General features: G+C 70.8%; 14 protein-coding genes. 8 read left to right on the forward strand and 6 right to left on the reverse strand.

The features are described 5' to 3' along the window. Positions 1 to 140: 140 nt before the first annotated feature. Positions 141 to 2,231: a thioredoxin domain-containing protein gene (locus tag QSK18_RS08530; RefSeq protein ID WP_232809328.1), complete on the forward strand. Its 2,091-nt coding sequence runs from the start codon at positions 141 to 143 to the stop codon at positions 2,229 to 2,231. Positions 2,232 to 2,243: 12 nt separating this feature from the next. Here the strand turns inward: QSK18_RS08530 and QSK18_RS08535 are convergent, their stop codons facing one another. Continuing rightward, positions 2,244 to 2,489: a DUF397 domain-containing protein gene (locus QSK18_RS08535; RefSeq protein ID WP_232809327.1), complete on the reverse strand. Its 246-nt coding sequence runs from the start codon at positions 2,487 to 2,489 to the stop codon at positions 2,244 to 2,246. Positions 2,490 to 2,646: 157 nt separating this feature from the next. Here QSK18_RS08535 and abmR point away from each other — a divergent pair, with 157 nt between their 5' ends. Then, positions 2,647 to 3,207 (forward strand): ATP-binding transcription factor AbmR, encoded by a 561-nt coding sequence (gene abmR, locus QSK18_RS08540; RefSeq protein ID WP_232809326.1) that lies wholly within the window; start codon positions 2,647 to 2,649, stop codon positions 3,205 to 3,207. Here abmR and trhA read toward each other — a convergent pair. Then, positions 3,198 to 3,983, reverse strand: a complete 786-nt coding sequence (trhA, locus tag QSK18_RS08545) for a PAQR family membrane homeostasis protein TrhA (protein WP_285617697.1) — start codon at positions 3,981 to 3,983, stop codon at positions 3,198 to 3,200. The genes abmR and trhA overlap by 10 nt on opposite strands. A 201-nt stretch (positions 3,984 to 4,184) precedes the next feature. Between trhA and QSK18_RS08550 the strand changes: the two genes are divergently transcribed. From QSK18_RS08550 to QSK18_RS08565, 4 genes are all read left to right on the forward strand, one after another. Further along, entirely contained in the window at positions 4,185 to 4,952 is a 768-nt protein-coding gene (locus QSK18_RS08550) for an isoprenyl transferase (RefSeq protein WP_232809324.1), read from the forward strand. Between the two features lie 522 nt (positions 4,953 to 5,474). Further along, on the forward strand, positions 5,475 to 6,788 hold the full coding sequence (gene phoH2, locus QSK18_RS08555; RefSeq protein ID WP_352396496.1) for an RNA 5'-3' helicase PhoH2: 1,314 nt from the start codon (positions 5,475 to 5,477) through the stop codon (positions 6,786 to 6,788). 498 nt (positions 6,789 to 7,286) lie between these two features. Beyond that, on the forward strand, positions 7,287 to 8,111 hold the full coding sequence (locus QSK18_RS08560; protein ID WP_232809322.1) for an aggregation-promoting factor C-terminal-like domain-containing protein: 825 nt from the start codon (positions 7,287 to 7,289) through the stop codon (positions 8,109 to 8,111). Between the two features lie 243 nt (positions 8,112 to 8,354). Beyond that, on the forward strand, positions 8,355 to 9,620 hold the full coding sequence (locus QSK18_RS08565) for an aggregation-promoting factor C-terminal-like domain-containing protein (protein WP_285617698.1): 1,266 nt from the start codon (positions 8,355 to 8,357) through the stop codon (positions 9,618 to 9,620). Between the two features lie 97 nt (positions 9,621 to 9,717). Here QSK18_RS08565 and QSK18_RS08570 read toward each other — a convergent pair whose 3' ends face one another. Genes QSK18_RS08570 through QSK18_RS08580 form a run of 3 tightly spaced genes read right to left on the reverse strand, consistent with a single transcriptional unit; the run spans position 9,718 to position 12,041 of the window. Further along, a complete protein-coding gene (locus QSK18_RS08570; RefSeq protein WP_285617699.1) occupies positions 9,718 to 11,109 on the reverse strand; it encodes a class II fumarate hydratase in 1,392 nt (463 codons plus the stop codon). A gap of 51 nt (positions 11,110 to 11,160) precedes the next feature. Further along, positions 11,161 to 11,346 carry a hypothetical protein gene (locus tag QSK18_RS08575; protein WP_232809319.1) on the reverse strand — a complete coding sequence of 62 codons (186 nt, stop codon included), beginning with the start codon at positions 11,344 to 11,346 and terminating at the stop codon, positions 11,161 to 11,163. Between the two features lie 50 nt (positions 11,347 to 11,396). Continuing rightward, positions 11,397 to 12,041: a carbonic anhydrase gene (locus QSK18_RS08580; RefSeq protein ID WP_269809708.1), complete on the reverse strand. Its 645-nt coding sequence runs from the start codon at positions 12,039 to 12,041 to the stop codon at positions 11,397 to 11,399. Positions 12,042 to 12,492: 451 nt separating this feature from the next. Between QSK18_RS08580 and QSK18_RS08585 the strand changes: the two genes are divergently transcribed. Together QSK18_RS08585 and QSK18_RS08590 are read left to right on the forward strand one after the other, a co-directional pair. Continuing rightward, positions 12,493 to 13,608 carry a hypothetical protein gene (locus QSK18_RS08585; RefSeq protein WP_232809317.1) on the forward strand — a complete coding sequence of 372 codons (1,116 nt, stop codon included), beginning with the start codon at positions 12,493 to 12,495 and terminating at the stop codon, positions 13,606 to 13,608. A gap of 64 nt (positions 13,609 to 13,672) precedes the next feature. After that, entirely contained in the window at positions 13,673 to 15,364 is a 1,692-nt protein-coding gene (locus tag QSK18_RS08590) for a fumarate hydratase (RefSeq protein WP_285617700.1), read from the forward strand. On the opposite strand, the gene QSK18_RS08595 is transcribed toward QSK18_RS08590, so the two are convergent. After that, positions 15,354 to 15,920, reverse strand: a complete 567-nt coding sequence (locus tag QSK18_RS08595) for a TetR/AcrR family transcriptional regulator (protein ID WP_232809315.1) — start codon at positions 15,918 to 15,920, stop codon at positions 15,354 to 15,356. The genes QSK18_RS08590 and QSK18_RS08595 overlap by 11 nt on opposite strands. Positions 15,921 to 15,934: the final 14 nt, after the last annotated feature.

Genomic DNA, 15,934 nt, shown 5'->3' on the forward strand with positions numbered 1-15,934 from the left:
CCGTCCCCCTGCCAGCAATATAGGGCGCTTTCCGGAGGAATCGCCCCCTGATTGCCGTTCACCCGACCCGGGCGGCGGCGTTCGTCCTGTGCTGGGCGCGTCCGGGGGCGTTACAGCCAGTGACGTGAGAACTTGTCATCGTGGCGAACCGATTGGAGTACGCGACCAGTCCGTACTTGCTCCAGCACAAGAACAACCCGGTCGACTGGTGGCAGTGGGGCGAGGCCGCCTTCGAGGAGGCGGTCCGGCGGGACAGCCCGGTACTGCTGAGCGTCGGCTACGCGGCCTGCCACTGGTGCCACGTGATGGCCCACGAGTCGTTCGAGGACCCCGAGGTCGCCGACCTGATGAACACGTTGTTCGTCAACGTCAAGGTGGATCGCGAGGAACGCCCCGACGTGGACGCCACCTACATGGCCGCCACCCAGGCGCTCACCGGCCAGGGCGGCTGGCCGATGACCGTCTTCCTCACCCCCAAGGGCGTCCCCTTTTACGCCGGCACCTACTACCCGCCCCGGCCGGTGGGCAACACGCCATCGTTCCGGCAGCTCCTGACCGCCGTCTCGAACACCTGGCGGCAGCGCCGGGGCGAGGTCGAGGACGCCGGGCGGCGGATCTCGCGCGCCCTCGCCGACCAGGCCGTGCCGCGCAGCGCCGGGGCCGAGCCGCCGAACTGGGACACGCTCACCAGCGCCCTGCAGAAACTGGTCTCCTCCGAGGACCCGCAGCACGGCGGGTTCGGTGGTGCGCCCAAGTTCCCACCCTCGATGGTGCTGGAGTTCCTGATCCGTTACGCCGCAGCGCAACCGGAGACCTCCGGCGGCCGGGCCTCGCGCGACCTGGCCGGGCGCACCCTGCGAGCAATGGCCCGCAGCGGCATGTACGACCAGATCGCCGGGGGCTTCGCGCGTTACAGCGTGGACGCGGCCTGGGTGGTGCCGCACTTCGAGAAGATGCTCTACGACAACGCCCAGCTGGCCCGCGTCTACCTGCACTGGTGGCGGTTGACCGGTGAGCCGGTGGGGGCGCGGATCGCGCTCGAGACCTGCGACTGGATGCTGTCCGCGCTGCTCACCGATGAGCACGGCCTGGCCTCGTCGCTGGACGCCGACACCCCGGTGGAGGACGAGGCCACCGGCGAGGTGCACGGGGAGGAGGGGCGGACCTACGTCTGGACCCCGGAAGACCTGTTCACCCACCTCGGCCCGGAAGACGGGGCCTGGGCCGCGGCGCTGATGCGCGTCGGCCGCCCCGGCACCTTCGAGCGGGGCGCCTCCACCGCCCAGCTCGCCCAGGACGTCTGGGCCGACCCGTTCGCGGCGGCGCGCTGGCAGGGGATCCGGGAGAAGCTGCGGACGGTGCGCGAGGCCCGCCCGCAGCCGGGCCGCGACGACAAGGTGGTCGCCGCCTGGAACGGGCTGGCGATCGCGGCGCTGGCCGAGACCGGCGCGCTGCTGGAGCGGCCCGACCTGGTCAAGGCGGCCGAGCGGATCGCGAGTCTGGTGCTGCGCGTGCACATTCACGGTTCGGGGGTGGTGCCGCGGCTGTACCGGGTCAGCCGGCACGGTGCTCACGGTGCCTCGGTCGGGGTGCTCGAGGACTACGCCGACCTGGCCGAAGGGCTGCTCGCCCTGCACTGCGTCACCGGTGAGGTGCGCTGGCTGGCCACCGCGGGAAATCTGCTCCAGGTGGTGATGCAGCAGTTCATCGACGAGGACGGGGTGCACGACACCGCCAAGGACTCCACCGACCCGGCCCTGCTGCAGCTGCGCCGCCCGGCCGATCCCACCGACAACGCCTATCCCTCAGGCGCTTCCGCGGCGGCCGGAGCTCTGCTCAGCTACGCCGCACTGACCGGTTCGCACCGCGCCCGCGAGGCCGCCGACCGTTGCCTGGCCGCCTGCGGGGCCGTGGGCGGGCACGCGCCGCAGGCCTTCGGCTGGGCGCTGGCGGTCGCGGTCGCCCGGCTCGACGGCCCCCGTGAGGTCGCGGTGGTCGGCGCCGAGGACGATCCTCTGCGGGCCGAACTGCACCACGCCGCACTGGCCGCCACCACCCCCGGCACAGTGATCAGCATCGGCCTGCCGGACTCACCCGGCGTTCCGCTGCTGGCCGGCCGCACCCTGAGCCCGCAGGGCCGGGCCCGGGCCTTCGTCTGCCGGGAGTTCGTCTGCCGCCTGCCCGCCTCGAGCGTGGAAGAACTGGGACACCAGCTGACCGTCGAGCCCTGAACCCGGAACGGCTCAGCGCAGGTCGACCAGGCTGGGCCGGCCACCGAGCAGCCCCTGCCAGTCGGAGCTGCTGAAGACCAGGGCCGGGCCGGCGGGGTTGGTCGCGTCGCGGACGGCGATGCGGTTGCCGGGCTCGAGGACGGCGACCTCGAGCCGGTCGTCGAGGCCCTCCTGGGACCGTCCGGGCACCCAGGTGGTCGTGGCCGGATCGATCACAACGCTCAGATCTGTGACCTTGCCGCTGCGCTGTGTGGTCATGAGCACAGGGTAGCGCTCTGATTGCGCGCGTCTGCCCGTTCGGCGAACGCCGTCTGACATCGATGCCGTGCCGGGGCAGCGAGCAGGAGTGATCTGCCCTGGGCGAAGCCGTGATTACACGCTTGCACGGACTGTGTAAGCGAGTAATCATCGATGCATGAGCGATGAGCAGAGAGCAGGGCAGGACGCCGCGGTGAAGGCCTGGTTCGGCGCGCGGCTGCCGCAGGAGTGGAACGAGCCCCCGGCCGAGGTCACCACCGACCGCGAGGAGATCCTCGTGCGGCTGACCATTGGCGCCCCGGCGGGCAGCGAGCGGGAGGCGGAGAAGGGCGACGACGCCGGGGCCGCAGCCCGGGCCGAGGCGATCGCCGGGCACATCGCCCGGTTCCGTGAGGAGACCCGCGACCGCCGCATCCAGGTCGCCCGCGAGGCCGAGCACCGCTTCGGCCGCAAGGTGGCCTGGGCGGTCACCGCGGGCGGGGAGACCGAGATCTTCACCAGTCTCGCGGTGCCGGTGATGACCCGGCTGCGTCAGCCCGAGCGGCTGGTGCTGGACACCCTGGTCGACGCCGGGGTGGCCCGGTCCCGGGCGCACGCGCTGGCCTGGTGCGTGCGCCTGGTCGGCGACAACACCAGCACCTGGCTGGCCGACCTGCGCTCGGCGATGGCCGAGGTGGAGAAGGTGCGCAAGGCCGGCCCCGGAGCCGATCAGCTGTAGGCGGCCAGGCTGATGCCGGTGTAGTGGGCCAGGAAGGCCAGCACGGTGAAGGCGTGGAAGACCTCGTGAAAGCCGAACCAGCGCGGGCTGGGGTTCGGCTTCTTCAGGCCGTAGACCACGCCGCCCACCGTGTACAGCAGGCCGCCCACCACGACCAGGGCGAAGACGGCCAGCCCGCCGCCGTGCAGCAGGCCGGGCACGTAGGCCAGGGCCACCCAGCCCAGGGCGATGTAAACCGGCACGTACAGCCAGCGCGGGGCCCCGATCCACAGCACCCGGAAGGCGACGCCCAGCAGAGCGCCGGTCCAGACGATCCAGAGCAGGGTCCGGGCCGGGCCGGAGGGCAGCAGCAGCACGCTGAACGGGGTGTAGGTGCCGGCGATGATCAGGAAGATGTTGGCGTGGTCGAGCCGCTTCAGCACCGCGCCGGCCCGGGGGCCCCAGTTGCGGCGGTGGTAGAGCGCGCTCACCCCGAACAGCATCGAGGCGGTGACGGCGAAGATCGCGGTGGAGACCCGGGTGCGCTCGTCCGGCGCCAGGATCACCAGGATCGCGCCGAGCAGCACCGAGAGCGGGAACGTGCCGGCGTGCAGCCAGCCGCGCAGTTTCGGTTTGAGTTCCTCGAGGCGGTGCTCGATCGACTCCTCGATCCGGCCGATCCGCTCCCGCCCGGCCTCGATCCGGGCCTCGATGTGTTCCTTGCCGGAGTCGATCAGCTCACGTCCCGTACGTGAACCACGGTCGTCCCGGGGGTCAGCTTCCTGGTACTCCGTCATCTCACGAGACTAACCGCGGAGCCTGTCACTGCGCGGTGGGCGAACCACTCGGGATTTCGGGGGTCCAGGACCCTTGACGGAACGGTTGACCGCATGCGTGCATCTCCAGATGTCACTATCGCGTTTCGAGAATGCGCCGAGTGCTTGAAGAACGGGCACTTCGCTACATCCCGGCCTCCGGACAGCGCTACCGTGAGGCGCATGGGACTGCGCCGGCTGGTCTACCGCGCCTATCAGCGCAACGTCGCGGCAAGCCTGTCGCCCGCCTCGGTCCCGCGCCACATCGGGGTGATCCTCGACGGGAACCGGCGCTGGGCCAAGAACTCCGGGCTGGACGCCAGCCGTGGTCACCGGGCCGGCGCGGCCAAGATCCTGGAGTTCCTGGGCTGGTGCGACGAGGTCGGCGTGGAGGTGGTCACGCTGTGGCTGCTGTCCACCGACAACCTCACCGGCCGCTCCACCGGTGAGCTCTCCGCGCTGCTGCAGATCATCGAGGGCGTGGCCGGGGAGATCGCCGACACCGGGCGCTGGCAGGTGCATCCGGTCGGCGCGCTCGACCTGCTGCCCTCGGGCACCGCGAACCGGCTCAAGGAGCTCGAGGAGCAGACCCGTGAGGTGGGCTGCCCCCGGATGGTGAACGTGGCCGTCGGGTACGGCGGCCGCCGCGAGATCGCCGACGCGGTGCGCGCGATGCTCTCCGACCACGCCGCCCGCGGCACCACCATCGAGGAGCTCGCCGAGATCCTCGACGTGGACCACATCGCCGAGCACCTCTACACCAAGGGCCAGCCTGATCCGGACCTGGTGATCCGTACCTCGGGCGAGCAGCGGCTGTCCGGCTTCCTGCTCTGGCAGAGCGCGCACAGCGAGTTCTCGTTCTGCGAGGCGCTGTGGCCCGACTTCCGCAAGGTCGACTTCCTGCGCGCGCTGCGGCAGTACGCCCAGCGCGAGAGGCGCTACGGCAAGTAGCGGGAAAGAGAACAACAACCAAAGGACGGGTGGCGCGCGCGGCGCGCACATCCGTCCTCAGTGCGGTGGTCGCCCTTCGCCCGAAGAGCGCCACGCCGAAGAACCAGCATCCCCCTTCCCGGCGAATTCCGGCACCCCTTCACCGGACATTCTTCGGTCTTTCCGGATTCGACGATGCTCATCCGGCAGAGGGCCGAAACGTTCCCGGGCGTAACCTGGCCGTGATAAGGCGAATACCGTTGCCCGACGGGCCTCCGCCCTGGACACGGCCGGATTCGCTGACTCCGGGCCGGGCTTCGGCGATCCCGGGCCGGATGTCCAGATCGAATTCGTCACCCCCTCCGGCGAATCCGTTTACGCGCAATGGGTTGACTACAGGTGCCCCGGATAGCGACGGTGGTGTCTCGCGTAGCGTCGCTTGCCGTCAGGTAATACGTCGTTGCCTGGCTAGGCGCTCGTCATCCTCCAGCGAGGGGAGTCACCGTGGCATTGCCCGCGAGTTTCACCCGGTCCTCTTCGGACGTGCCTGCCGCCGAGCCCGATCAGGGTGGCCGGACGTTCGTGCTCGACACCTCGGTCCTGCTGTCGGACCCGAAGGCGATTCACCGTTTCGCCGAGCACGAGGTGGTCCTGCCGGTCGTCGTGATCACCGAGCTGGAGGGCAAGCGCAACCACCCCGAGCTCGGTTACTTCGCGCGAGAGGCCCTGCGCCTGCTCGACGACCTGAGGACCGGGAACGGACGGCTGGACGCGCCGCTGCCGATCGGCGAGCACGGGGGCACCCTGCGGGTCGAGCTCAACCACGCCGACCTCGCGGTCCTGCCCGACGGTTTCCGGGGCGCCGACAACGACAGCCGCATCCTGGCCGTCGCCCGCAGCCTGGCCTCCGAGGGGCAGTCGGTCACGCTGGTCAGCAAGGACCTGCCGATGCGGATCAAGGCCTCGGCGATCGGGCTGGCCGCGGAGGAGTACCAGGCCGGGCTGGCGGTCGACTCGGGCTGGACCGGCCTGGACGAGCTGGAGCTGGACGCGGCCGAGGTGGGCGCCCTGTACGCGGGGGAGACGCTGGAGCTGGACGCGGCCCGAGACCTGCCCTGCCACACCGGCCTGGTGATCGTCTCGCCGAACGGTTCGGCCCTGGGCCGGGTCACCCCGGAGAAGAAGGTCAGGCTGGTCCGCGGCGACCGTGAGGTGTTCGGCGTGCACGGCCGCTCGGCCGAGCAGCGGATCGCGATCGACCTGCTGCTGGATCCGGAGATCGGGATCCTGTCGATGGGCGGGCGGGCCGGCACCGGCAAGTCCGCGCTGGCCCTGTGCGCCGGGCTCGAGGCGGTGCTGGAGCGCCGGCAGCACCGCAAGATCATGGTGTTCCGCCCGCTCTACGCGGTCGGCGGGCAGGACCTGGGCTACCTGCCGGGCACCGAGGCCGAGAAGATGAACCCCTGGGCCCAGGCGGTGTTCGACACCCTCGGCGCGCTGGTCGCGCCCGAGGTGGTCGAGGAGGTGATGGACCGGGGCATGCTGGAGGTGCTCCCGCTCACCCACATCCGCGGCCGCTCGCTGCACGACGCCTTCGTGATCGTCGACGAGGCCCAGTCGCTGGAGCGCAACGTGCTGCTCACGGTGCTGTCCCGGATCGGGCAGAACTCGCGGGTGGTGCTCACCCACGACGTGGCCCAGCGCGACAACCTCCGGGTCGGCCGGCACGACGGGGTGGCGGCGGTGATCGAGGCGCTGAAGGGGCACCCGCTGTTCGCCCACATCACGCTGACCCGTTCCGAGCGGTCGCCGGTGGCCGCTCTGGTCACCGAGCTGCTGGAGAACTTCGTGCCCTGAGGTAGGGGGCGAGCGCGGAGCCCGGCGCCCGGGACCAGATCCCGGGCGCCGGGCTCCGGCGCGTTTGGTTGCTTTCGGCTACCGCCGGTCGCGGACAATCCGAGCGGCCCGGGCTCTTCGCCGATAGCGGAATCTGCTTCCGAAATCCTCGGGAAAACGCGGAAATCCTTGCGCCGGAACGGGTTGATCAACATCTTGCGAACTTCACCCGGTCGTCCGTGAGGACCGTCACAAAGCCAACCGTGGGTAATAGAACTGTCACGAAAATATACGGAGAGCGATTACAGCCCTGTAGTTCGTTTGAGTTTTCGGCGGTCGCGCTTGCACGGTGAATCCGTCAGCACCCCGCTCCTGTGGGTGACGGCGGACCCTCCGGTTCATCTGGTGGCCACCTCACGGTCATCTTCCGAGCCGGGTCCGTCCGGATCCTGCGGGCCCCTGTGGTGTCAGTGCGGTGCCGATCGTGGGTACCGGCGGGCCCGGAGCGGTGTGACCCAGATGCGCCGCGACCCAGGGTGCACCGTCGAAAGGCCCTTCGTGGTTCCCAGCGCCCTGCGCTCCCTCTCGGTGGTCATGCTCCTCGGAGCCGTCTCCGGCACGGTCGTCGCCACCACCCCGCAGTCCCGCACCTCCGCCGAGGCCAGCGACTCCTCGAGCGCCGGCCTCAACGGCGCCGATCTGGACCTCTCCGGCCGGATCACCCTCACCAGCTCCAGCACCGCCCTCACCGACACCCCGCTCAGCGGGGTCGGCGGCGGCTCGGGCGGCGGCCTGGCGGTCGCCAACCCCGCCCTCCTGAACACCTCCCTGGCGGCCTCCCCGCTGGCCGGTCTGCACACCACCACCCAGTTCCGGACCGCCGGCCAGGTCGCCGCGGCCCAGGTGGCGGCCGACACGGCGGCCCAGCAGCGCAAGGCCGACATCGCCGCCAAGAAGAAGGCGGCCGAGAAGGCCGCGGCCGAGAAGAAGGCCGCGAAGAAGGCCCACCAGGCCGCGCTGAAGCAGGCGGCCCGCAAGACCCCCGGCAACTCCCGCCAGATCGCCAAGGAGATGGTGGCGAAGCGGGGCTGGAAGTCCGGCCAGTTCACCTGCCTGGTCAAGCTGTGGAACAAGGAGAGCGGCTGGCGCCACACCGCCGACAACCCCTCCTCCAGCGCCTACGGCATCCCGCAGGCCCTGCCCGGCAGCAAGATGTCGGCGGCCGGCAAGGACTGGCGCACCAACCCGGCCACCCAGATCAAGTGGGGGCTGGACTACATCGAGGACCGCTACGGCAGCCCGTGCGGTGCCTGGGCGCACTCGCGCGCGCACAACTGGTACTGATCGAATTCTTCGCCAACCGCAGCCGGACCCTTCCGTGGTGGGAGGGTCCGGTTCCGTTTGCCCCCGGGTGGAATCACCCTCCGTGGGACCAAGTCACCCACGGTCGACAGATACGTCTGATCGACGTCAAACCTTTATTAACCCTCACCAGGAGACTTGTGCTTGCCGTCCCGATTCGCCACGGTAGTCGCCGTGACGGCAACCGTTGGGTCTGAAAAGGACGACGACCTCGCGGACTTGTGGTTGAGCACAGGAGGGGTGCCCACCTCGGTCCGAGGCGAGACCAAGACGTATCCCAAGCGATCGGAGCTGCGCCGGGCCGAGGCCCGCGCCGCCACCCGTCGTCAGTCGAGCAGCCGCCCGTCCGGCGGCAGCCGCCCCTCGGGGGCCCCGGCCGCCCGCCAGCAGCGCCCGCCGGCCCCGGCCAGCGCACTGCGCAGCGCCGAGGCCGCCCGCCGCAACACGCTCCAGGCGCGCTACCCGGTCGCGGTGGCGCCCACGCCCGCCGTCCTGCCCATCCCGCAGACCGACCCCTGGCGCCCGGCCGGCATCGACATGCCCGTGCCGCGCCCGGTCTCCGAGAGCGCCTTCCGTAAGCCCGAGCAGCAGGCGCCGCTGATCCCGATCGCGATCCCCGATCGCACGCCGGCCGGCCGCAAGCTCACCGAGGCCGACCTCATCCCGTCGCCGCCCACCGCGCCGATCCCGCTGCGGGCACCGGCCGCCGAGGAGGTCGACCCGGGCGAGTGGGGTCTCGACCTCAGCGGCACCACCCCCGAGGTCGACCCGGGGCGCCGAAAATCCGCCCCCGCCCCCGAGGCGCCCAAGCGCTTCCTCGGCCGCGGCAAGTCCACCGCGGCCCGGCTGCTGGTCATGGCGCTGGTCGTCGGCGCCGAGGGCGTGGCGGTCACCCAGCTCGCCGGTAACGCCTCCCCGATCGACGGGGGCAACGGCAGCTCCGCCGCCGCAGCCTTCGAGCTGACGCCCGCGGAGCAGAAGGTCCAGCAGCAGGAGGCGGCCGACCAGGCCGCCGCCGAGCAGGCCGCCCTCGAAGCCGCGGCCGAGGCCGAGGAGCAGAACGAGGCGGTCAAGGAGGCCTCGCCGGCCAAGGCCAAGGCCGCTCTCTCGCAGTACACCCAGGCGAAGGCCGCGGCCGACCGGATCAAGAAGGCCGAGGAGCGCCGCGAGCGGGCCCTGCGCAACGCGCAGCGCGACCCGAAGTCCGCGGCCCGCGTGATGCTCGCCGACCGGGGCTGGTCCTCCTCCGAGTTCTCCTGCCTGGAGTCCCTGTGGACCAAGGAGAGCAACTGGAACTACCAGGCGACCAACCCGTCGTCCGGGGCCTACGGCATCCCGCAGTCGCTGCCGGGCACCAAGATGGCCTCGGCCGGCTCGGACTGGCAGACCAACCCGGTCACCCAGATCCGCTGGGGCCTCGACTACATCGCCGACCGCTACGGCACCCCCTGCGCGGCCTGGGGTCACAGTCAGAGCGTGGGCTGGTACTGAGCATCTGAACAACCTGAACGGCGCCCTCTCCCGGAGGGCGCCGTTCGGCGTTCGGGTGCTCACCGCAGGAAGAGCCGTGAGCACCCCCGTCTGATACCTAGGGGTGGGTCATCGTGCTCACGTCGAGCAACTCGTCCAGCTGTGCCTCGGTGAGCTCGCCGCGTTCCACCACGCCCAGCGCCAGAGCCGCAGCCTTGATCGTGATCCGTTCCGCCACCGCGTGTTTGGCGATCTTGGCGGCCGCCTCGTAGCCCAGCGGCCGGGCCAGCGGGGTCACGATCGAGGGGGAGGACTCGGCCAGCTCCCGGGCCCGGCGCTCGTCCGGCTCGATACCGTCCACCACCCGCGTGGCCAGCAGCGCCGAACCGTTGCTGAGCAGCCGGATCTGCTCCAGCAGCGACCGGGAGATCACCGGCACCATCACGTTCAGCTCGAAGTTGCCGCTGGCCCCGGCCCAGGCCAGGGTGGCGTCGTGCCCGACCACCTGGGCGCAGATCTGCAGCACCGCCTCGGGGATCACCGGGTTCACCTTGCCCGGCATGATCGAGGAACCGGGCTGCAGGTCGGGCAGGTGGATCTCGCCCAGCCCGGCGTTCGGACCGGACGACATCCAGCGCAGGTCGTTGCAGATCTTGGTCAGGCTGACCGCCAGACCCCGCAGTGCGCCGGACAGTTCGACCAGCCCATCGCGAGAACCGTGCGCCTCAAAGTGGTCCCGGGCCTCGGTGATCGGAAGCCCGGTGCTGCTGGCCAGATCCGCGATCACAGCCGCGGCGAACCCGGGCGGGGTGTTGATCCCGGTGCCGACCGCGGTGCCGCCCAGCGGGACCTCGGCCACCCTCACCAGCGTGCCCTGGATCCGCTCGGCCCCCCGCCGGATCTGCGCCGCGTGGCCGCCGAACTCCTGGCCCAGGGTGACCGGGGTGGCGTCCATCAGGTGCGTACGCCCGGCCTTGACCACGTGTTTCGTTCGCTCGGCGAGGTTCTCGAACGAGCTCGCGAGCTGGTCCAGAGCGGGCAGCAGGTCGTGCACGACGGCGCCGGTGGCGGCCACGTGCACCGCGGTGGGGACCGTGTCGTTGGACGACTGCGACGCGTTGACGTGGTCGTTCGGGTGCACCTTGCGGCCCAGTTCCCGGCTCGCCAGGGTGGCCACGACCTCGTTCACGTTCATGTTGGTCGAGGTGCCGGAACCGGTCTGGAACACGTCAATCGGGAACTCGCCGGCGTGCTCGCCCTCGGCGATCCGGGTGGCGGCCGCGACCACCGCCGCGGCCACGTCCTTCTCCACCACGCCGAGGCCGGCGTTGACCCGGGCCGACGAGGCCTTGATCCGGGCCAGGGCGGCGATCACCGCCGGGTCGATCCGGACCCCGCTGATCGGGAAATTGTCCACGGCACGCTGGGTCTGGGCTCCCCACAGGGCGTTCGCGGGAACCAGGACCTCGCCCATCGTGTCGTGCTCGACGCGCATGTCTTCGTTGGCCATACCCGATCCTCACCCCGGCGGCGTCCGCTCGGCCACTCCAGTCGAGGTGATTCAGGTCAGGGCGGACCAGACGGCGAGCAGACGTTCCAGGCCGCCCAGCACCATCAGGCCGAGCGAGGCCGCGGTGAGCGCTCCGGCACCGGCCACGGTGACCAGCAGCGCCTGCCCCACGGCCTCGTGCCCGGCGTCGGTGGGTCGTTCTCCGGTCATCCCGCGCTCCCCGGTCAGCGTTGGCATCTGACTACGCAACGCTAACAAGATCGCACAGGGTGACGAAACTCGGTCGTTCAGGCGACCTGCGGATCCTGGGCGGTCCCGATCGTGCTGCTGAGCACCCGCACCTGACCGTCGGCCAGGGCGTACTCCATCGCCACGATCGCCAGCCGGCCGTCGGCCACCCGGCGGCCGATCACGCTGGAACGCTCGGGCAGTTCCTGGGCCACCTGGACCGAGTGGTCGGCGACGATCTCGTTGATCTCGCCGTGCCCCTGCAGCCGGGCGCCGATCACGCTGGAGCTGAGCATCTCGACCACGCTGCGCAGGTAGCCCGAGGGCATCCGGCCGCTGTCGTGCGCCTCCATGGTGGCCTTGACCGCTCCGCAGCTGTCGTGGCCGAGCACGATCACCAGCGGGATCTCCAGCACGTCGACGCCGAACTCGATCGAGCCGAGTACGGCGTTGTCCACCGCGTGACCGGCCGTGCGCACCACGAACAGGTCGCCCAGCCCGCGGTCGAAGATGATCTCGGCGGCCACCCGGGAGTCGGCGCAGCCGAAGATCAGGGCGAACGGCCGCTGCCCCCCGGTGAGCCCGGCCCGGCGGTGCACGTCCTGGTTGGGGTGTGCGACCTCACCGTTCACGAACCGCCGGTTGCCGTCCAGAAGTTCGGCCAGGCTCCCGGCGGCGTCCAGCTCGATCCCGTCAGTACCCATGTTCGCGCTCACCCTCGTCGTTCTCTTCCGGAGCTCCCTTGCCGGAGCCTGCACATCGTCCCCTGATTCTTCCGCTCGGCGAGCACTGGTCAACGGTGAGCTACAACGCTTCCGCGCGTTCCGGCCTCCCGGCCGGACGTCCGAGCGGACTTGCCGGGTGAGTGCCGGTTCAGTGCGCGACACGCCGACACGCCGGTTTGCGACACGCTCGCGGTGTCCCCTCGCTCGGTGACGCGGGCGGTGGGAAACGCCGTTTTGTGGCCCGGATCAGCAACTCCCGTGAGTGCCGGTGCGGTTGGGACAGCCTGGGACCTTTGTGGAGGGGCGGAGCAGGGGGCGGCAGGTCTGGACCGAACACCCTACTTTCCTCCTGCCACCCCAAAGATGCGAAACAATCCGCTACCGATCCCTTACGTTCAGTCACATAAGGAGCCTGTGAAAGGGGAACGTGGTGGTTCCGGAGACAACACTGACCGCGCTCAGCAGCATCGAGCCGGGTAAGGGACAGGAAGTCGAGCGCCTGCGCCGGCAGGTCGAGGTGATGCTCGCCCACGTTCTCGACCTGGGCCTCACCCCGGCCCCCCAGGCCTGGATGTTCGAGGCCGTCAGGGACCGCAACACCGTGGTCGACCTGGCCGGGGTAGGCGTGGTCGGGGCCGACGGCTGGAACGCCGCTCCCACCGACGCCGACCGGATGCTGGCCACCGAGTCACTGGTGCGCGCCCATCGCGAGCTCAGCCGGATCGTCGCCCCGGCGCGGCCGGCCACCCTGGAGCTGCTGCACAACTACCGCGAGGGCCGGCGCCCGGGCAAGGTCGTCGGCGGGCGCATCCCGCGCCAGGCCGGCCCGGTCGCGGTACCCGGGCCCCGGAAGGGCCTGTTCCGCAACGTCAGTCTGTCCGGAGGACTCAGCCCGGCCGGAAGTACGGTGCCGCTGGTGCGCTGGCTGATGGCGGCCACGCTGGCCTTCCTGGTGGCGTTCGTGCTGCTGGCCGCCGTGCCACAGGCCCGCGAGGCGAGCGCGGGCACCGGCCTGGGCGAGGGCGAGCCGGACTTCGGCACCCTCCTGCTGCGCGAGATCTTCCTGCTCACCGCCGCCGCCCTCGGAGCCGGGCTGACCGCGCTCTACCGGGCCGGCCGCGAGGTGGCCCGGGGCAGCTACGACCCCGAGTTCGACCACACCTTCCTGCAGCGCATCCTGCTCGGCATGGCGGCCGGTCTGGTGATCGCCGAACTGGTGCCGCTGGGTGCCGGTGACGACACCCTGTCCGGCCTGGCCCGGCCCGCGGTCGCCCTGCTGGGCGGGTTCGCCGCCGACGCCGTGCACAGCGTGCTGACCCGGCTGATGGCCGCCCTGGAGATGCTCTTCAACGGGGGCCAGGTCAGCCGGGAGCAGGCCGAGCGGGAACTGGCCGAGAAGCGTGCCGAGGAGGTGCTCGCCCAGGCCGACCGGGCCACGCTGAACAAGCTCCTGGAGATCCGGCGGATCGCCTCCTCCGGGGCGCCGACCAGGGCGATCATCGAGGAGATCGACCGGGTGATCACCGTGGTCGCGGCCCCCGTCTGAATCCGTGCGGGCGAACTCCCGCGGGGCCGTACAACCTGACCGGACAGGTGCCTAGTATTTCGTCATGGCCCCTGAGTTCGCATACTCCGATCTGCTCCCCACCGCGCCGGACACCCAGACGCCCTACCGGTTGCTGGGCACCGACGGTGTCCGCACGATCGAGGCGGCCGGCCGCCCCTTCCTCGAGGTGTCGCCCCAGGCCCTGGCCCTGCTGGCCGACACCGCGATGCACGACATCGCGCACTACCTGCGCCCGGCGCACCTGGCCCAGCTGGCCCGGATCCTGGAAGACCCCGAGGCCAGCCCGAACGACCGGTTCGTGGCCCTGGACCTGCTGCGCAACGCCAACGTGGCGGCCGGCGGGGTGCTGCCGATGTGCCAGGACACCGGCACCGCCATCGTGATGGGCAAGCGGGGCACGCAGGTGCTCTCCGCGCCGGGGTCGGTCTCCGACGAGGAGGCGCTGAGCCGGGGAATCTTCGACGCCTACACCCGGCTGAACCTGCGCTACTCGCAGATGGCGCCGCTGACCATGTGGGACGAGAAGAACACCGGCTCCAACCTGCCCGCGCAGATCGAGCTCTACGCCGACACCCAGGCCGGGCACGAGACCTCCTACAAGTTCCTGTTCATGGCCAAGGGCGGGGGCAGTGCCAACAAGTCGTTCCTGTACCAGGAGACCAAGGCGGTGCTGAACCCCGAGCGCATGGTGAAGTTCCTCGACGAGAAGCTGCGCTCGCTGGGGACCGCCGCCTGCCCGCCGTACCACCTGGCCGTCGTGGTCGGCGGCACCAGCGCCGAGTTCGCCCTGAAGACGGCCAAGTACGCCAGCGCCAAGTACCTCGACAACCTGCCCACCACGGGTTCGCCCACCGGGCACGGCTTCCGCGACCTCGACCTGGAACTGCAGGTGCTGGAGCTGACCCGGCAGTTCGGCATCGGCGCCCAGTTCGGCGGCAAGTACTTCTGCCATGACGTGCGCGTGGTGCGCCTGCCCCGGCACGGTGCCTCGCTGCCCGTGGCCATCGCGGTGAGCTGCAGCGCCGACCGCCAGGTGCTGGGCAAGATCAACGCCGAGGGCATCTGGCTGGAGCAGCTGGAGACCGATCCGGCGCAGTACCTCCCGGAGACCACCGACGAGCACCTCGACGACGACGTGGTCAGGATCGACCTGAACCGGCCGATGGCCGAGATCCGCGCCGAGCTCACGAAGTACCCGGTGAAGACCCGGCTCTCGCTGACCGGCCCGCTGGTGGTGGCCCGCGACATCGCCCACGCCAAGATCAAGGAACGGCTCGACGCGGGTGAGGCGATGCCTCAGTACCTGCGCGACCACGCGGTCTACTACGCCGGCCCGGCCAAGACGCCGGAGGGCTACGCGTCCGGTTCGTTCGGGCCCACCACGGCCGGCCGGATGGACAGCTACGTGGAGCAGTTCCAGGCCGCCGGTGGCTCGATGGTGATGCTGGCCAAGGGCAATCGGTCCAAGGCGGTCACCGACGCCTGCAACGCGCACGGCGGGTTCTACCTCGGCTCGATCGGTGGCCCGGCCGCCCGCCTGGCCCAGGACTGCATCCGCAAGGTCGAGGTGCTGGAGTACGCCGAGCTGGGCATGGAGGCGGTCTGGAAGATCGAGGTGGAGGACTTCCCGGCGTTCGTCGTGGTCGACGACAAGGGCAACGACTTCTTCGCCGAGGTCACCAAGCCGATGGCGATGAGCATCCAGCGCCGCCCGGGCCTGGAGGTCAGGGGCTAGTCAGCTGGGCCCGCACGGCCCGCTCGACCAGGGTGGCGACCCGGCCCTCGAACCCGGCCGGTTCGAGGGTCAGCCCGGTGGCCAGGGTGGCGATGCCGTGCACGTGGCTCCAGATCAGCAGGGCCCGCTCACCGGCGTCCGGCCCGGCCGGAAAGCCGGTCTCGATCACCTGGGCGACCTCGGCCAGGAGCGGCAGCCAGATCTCGCGCAGCGAACTTCCGCTGCGTGAGGTCTGCCGGTCGGCCAGGATGTCGTGGCGGAACATCAGGCGGAACATCTCCGGCCGCCGCTCGGCGAACCCGACGTAGGCGTTCGCCACCGCGATCAGACGTTCGTCGGCCGGCCCGGCCGGAGGCAGCGCTGACGACAGTTCGGCCGTCAGATCGACCAGCCCGGCCCGGGCGATGGCAACCAGCAGCAGCCGATGGGTGGGGAAGTGGCGGCGCGGCGCCCCGTGGGAAACGCCTGCCCGACGCGCGATCTCACGCAGGCCCAGGTGCTCCGGCCCACCGCTCTCCAGAACCTCTACGCCGACCTCGACCAGCCGCTGCTCCAACGAGGTCAAATTTC

This window comes from Kineosporia sp. NBRC 101677 (assembly GCF_030269265.1).
GTDB classification, from domain to species: Bacteria; Actinomycetota; Actinomycetes; order Actinomycetales; family Kineosporiaceae; genus Kineosporia; species Kineosporia rhizophila.

Excerpts from the sequence above, each read along its gene's own strand:
- QSK18_RS08535 (WP_232809327.1), bottom strand. The coding sequence starts at position 2,489 with ATGACCACACAGCGCAGCGGCAAGGTCACAGATCTGAGCGTTGTGATC.
- QSK18_RS08570 (WP_285617699.1), bottom strand. The coding sequence starts at position 11,109 with ATGGCCAACGAAGACATGCGCGTCGAGCACGACACGATGGGCGAGGTC.
- QSK18_RS08550 (WP_232809324.1), top strand. The coding sequence starts at position 4,185 with ATGGGACTGCGCCGGCTGGTCTACCGCGCCTATCAGCGCAACGTCGCG.
- QSK18_RS08580 (WP_269809708.1), bottom strand. The coding sequence starts at position 12,041 with ATGGGTACTGACGGGATCGAGCTGGACGCCGCCGGGAGCCTGGCCGAA.
- trhA (WP_285617697.1), bottom strand. The coding sequence starts at position 3,983 with ATGACGGAGTACCAGGAAGCTGACCCCCGGGACGACCGTGGTTCACGT.
- QSK18_RS08560 (WP_232809322.1), top strand. The coding sequence starts at position 7,287 with ATGCGCCGCGACCCAGGGTGCACCGTCGAAAGGCCCTTCGTGGTTCCC.
- abmR (WP_232809326.1), top strand. The coding sequence starts at position 2,647 with ATGAGCGATGAGCAGAGAGCAGGGCAGGACGCCGCGGTGAAGGCCTGG.
- QSK18_RS08575 (WP_232809319.1), bottom strand. The coding sequence starts at position 11,346 with ATGCCAACGCTGACCGGGGAGCGCGGGATGACCGGAGAACGACCCACC.
- QSK18_RS08590 (WP_285617700.1), top strand. The coding sequence starts at position 13,673 with ATGGCCCCTGAGTTCGCATACTCCGATCTGCTCCCCACCGCGCCGGAC.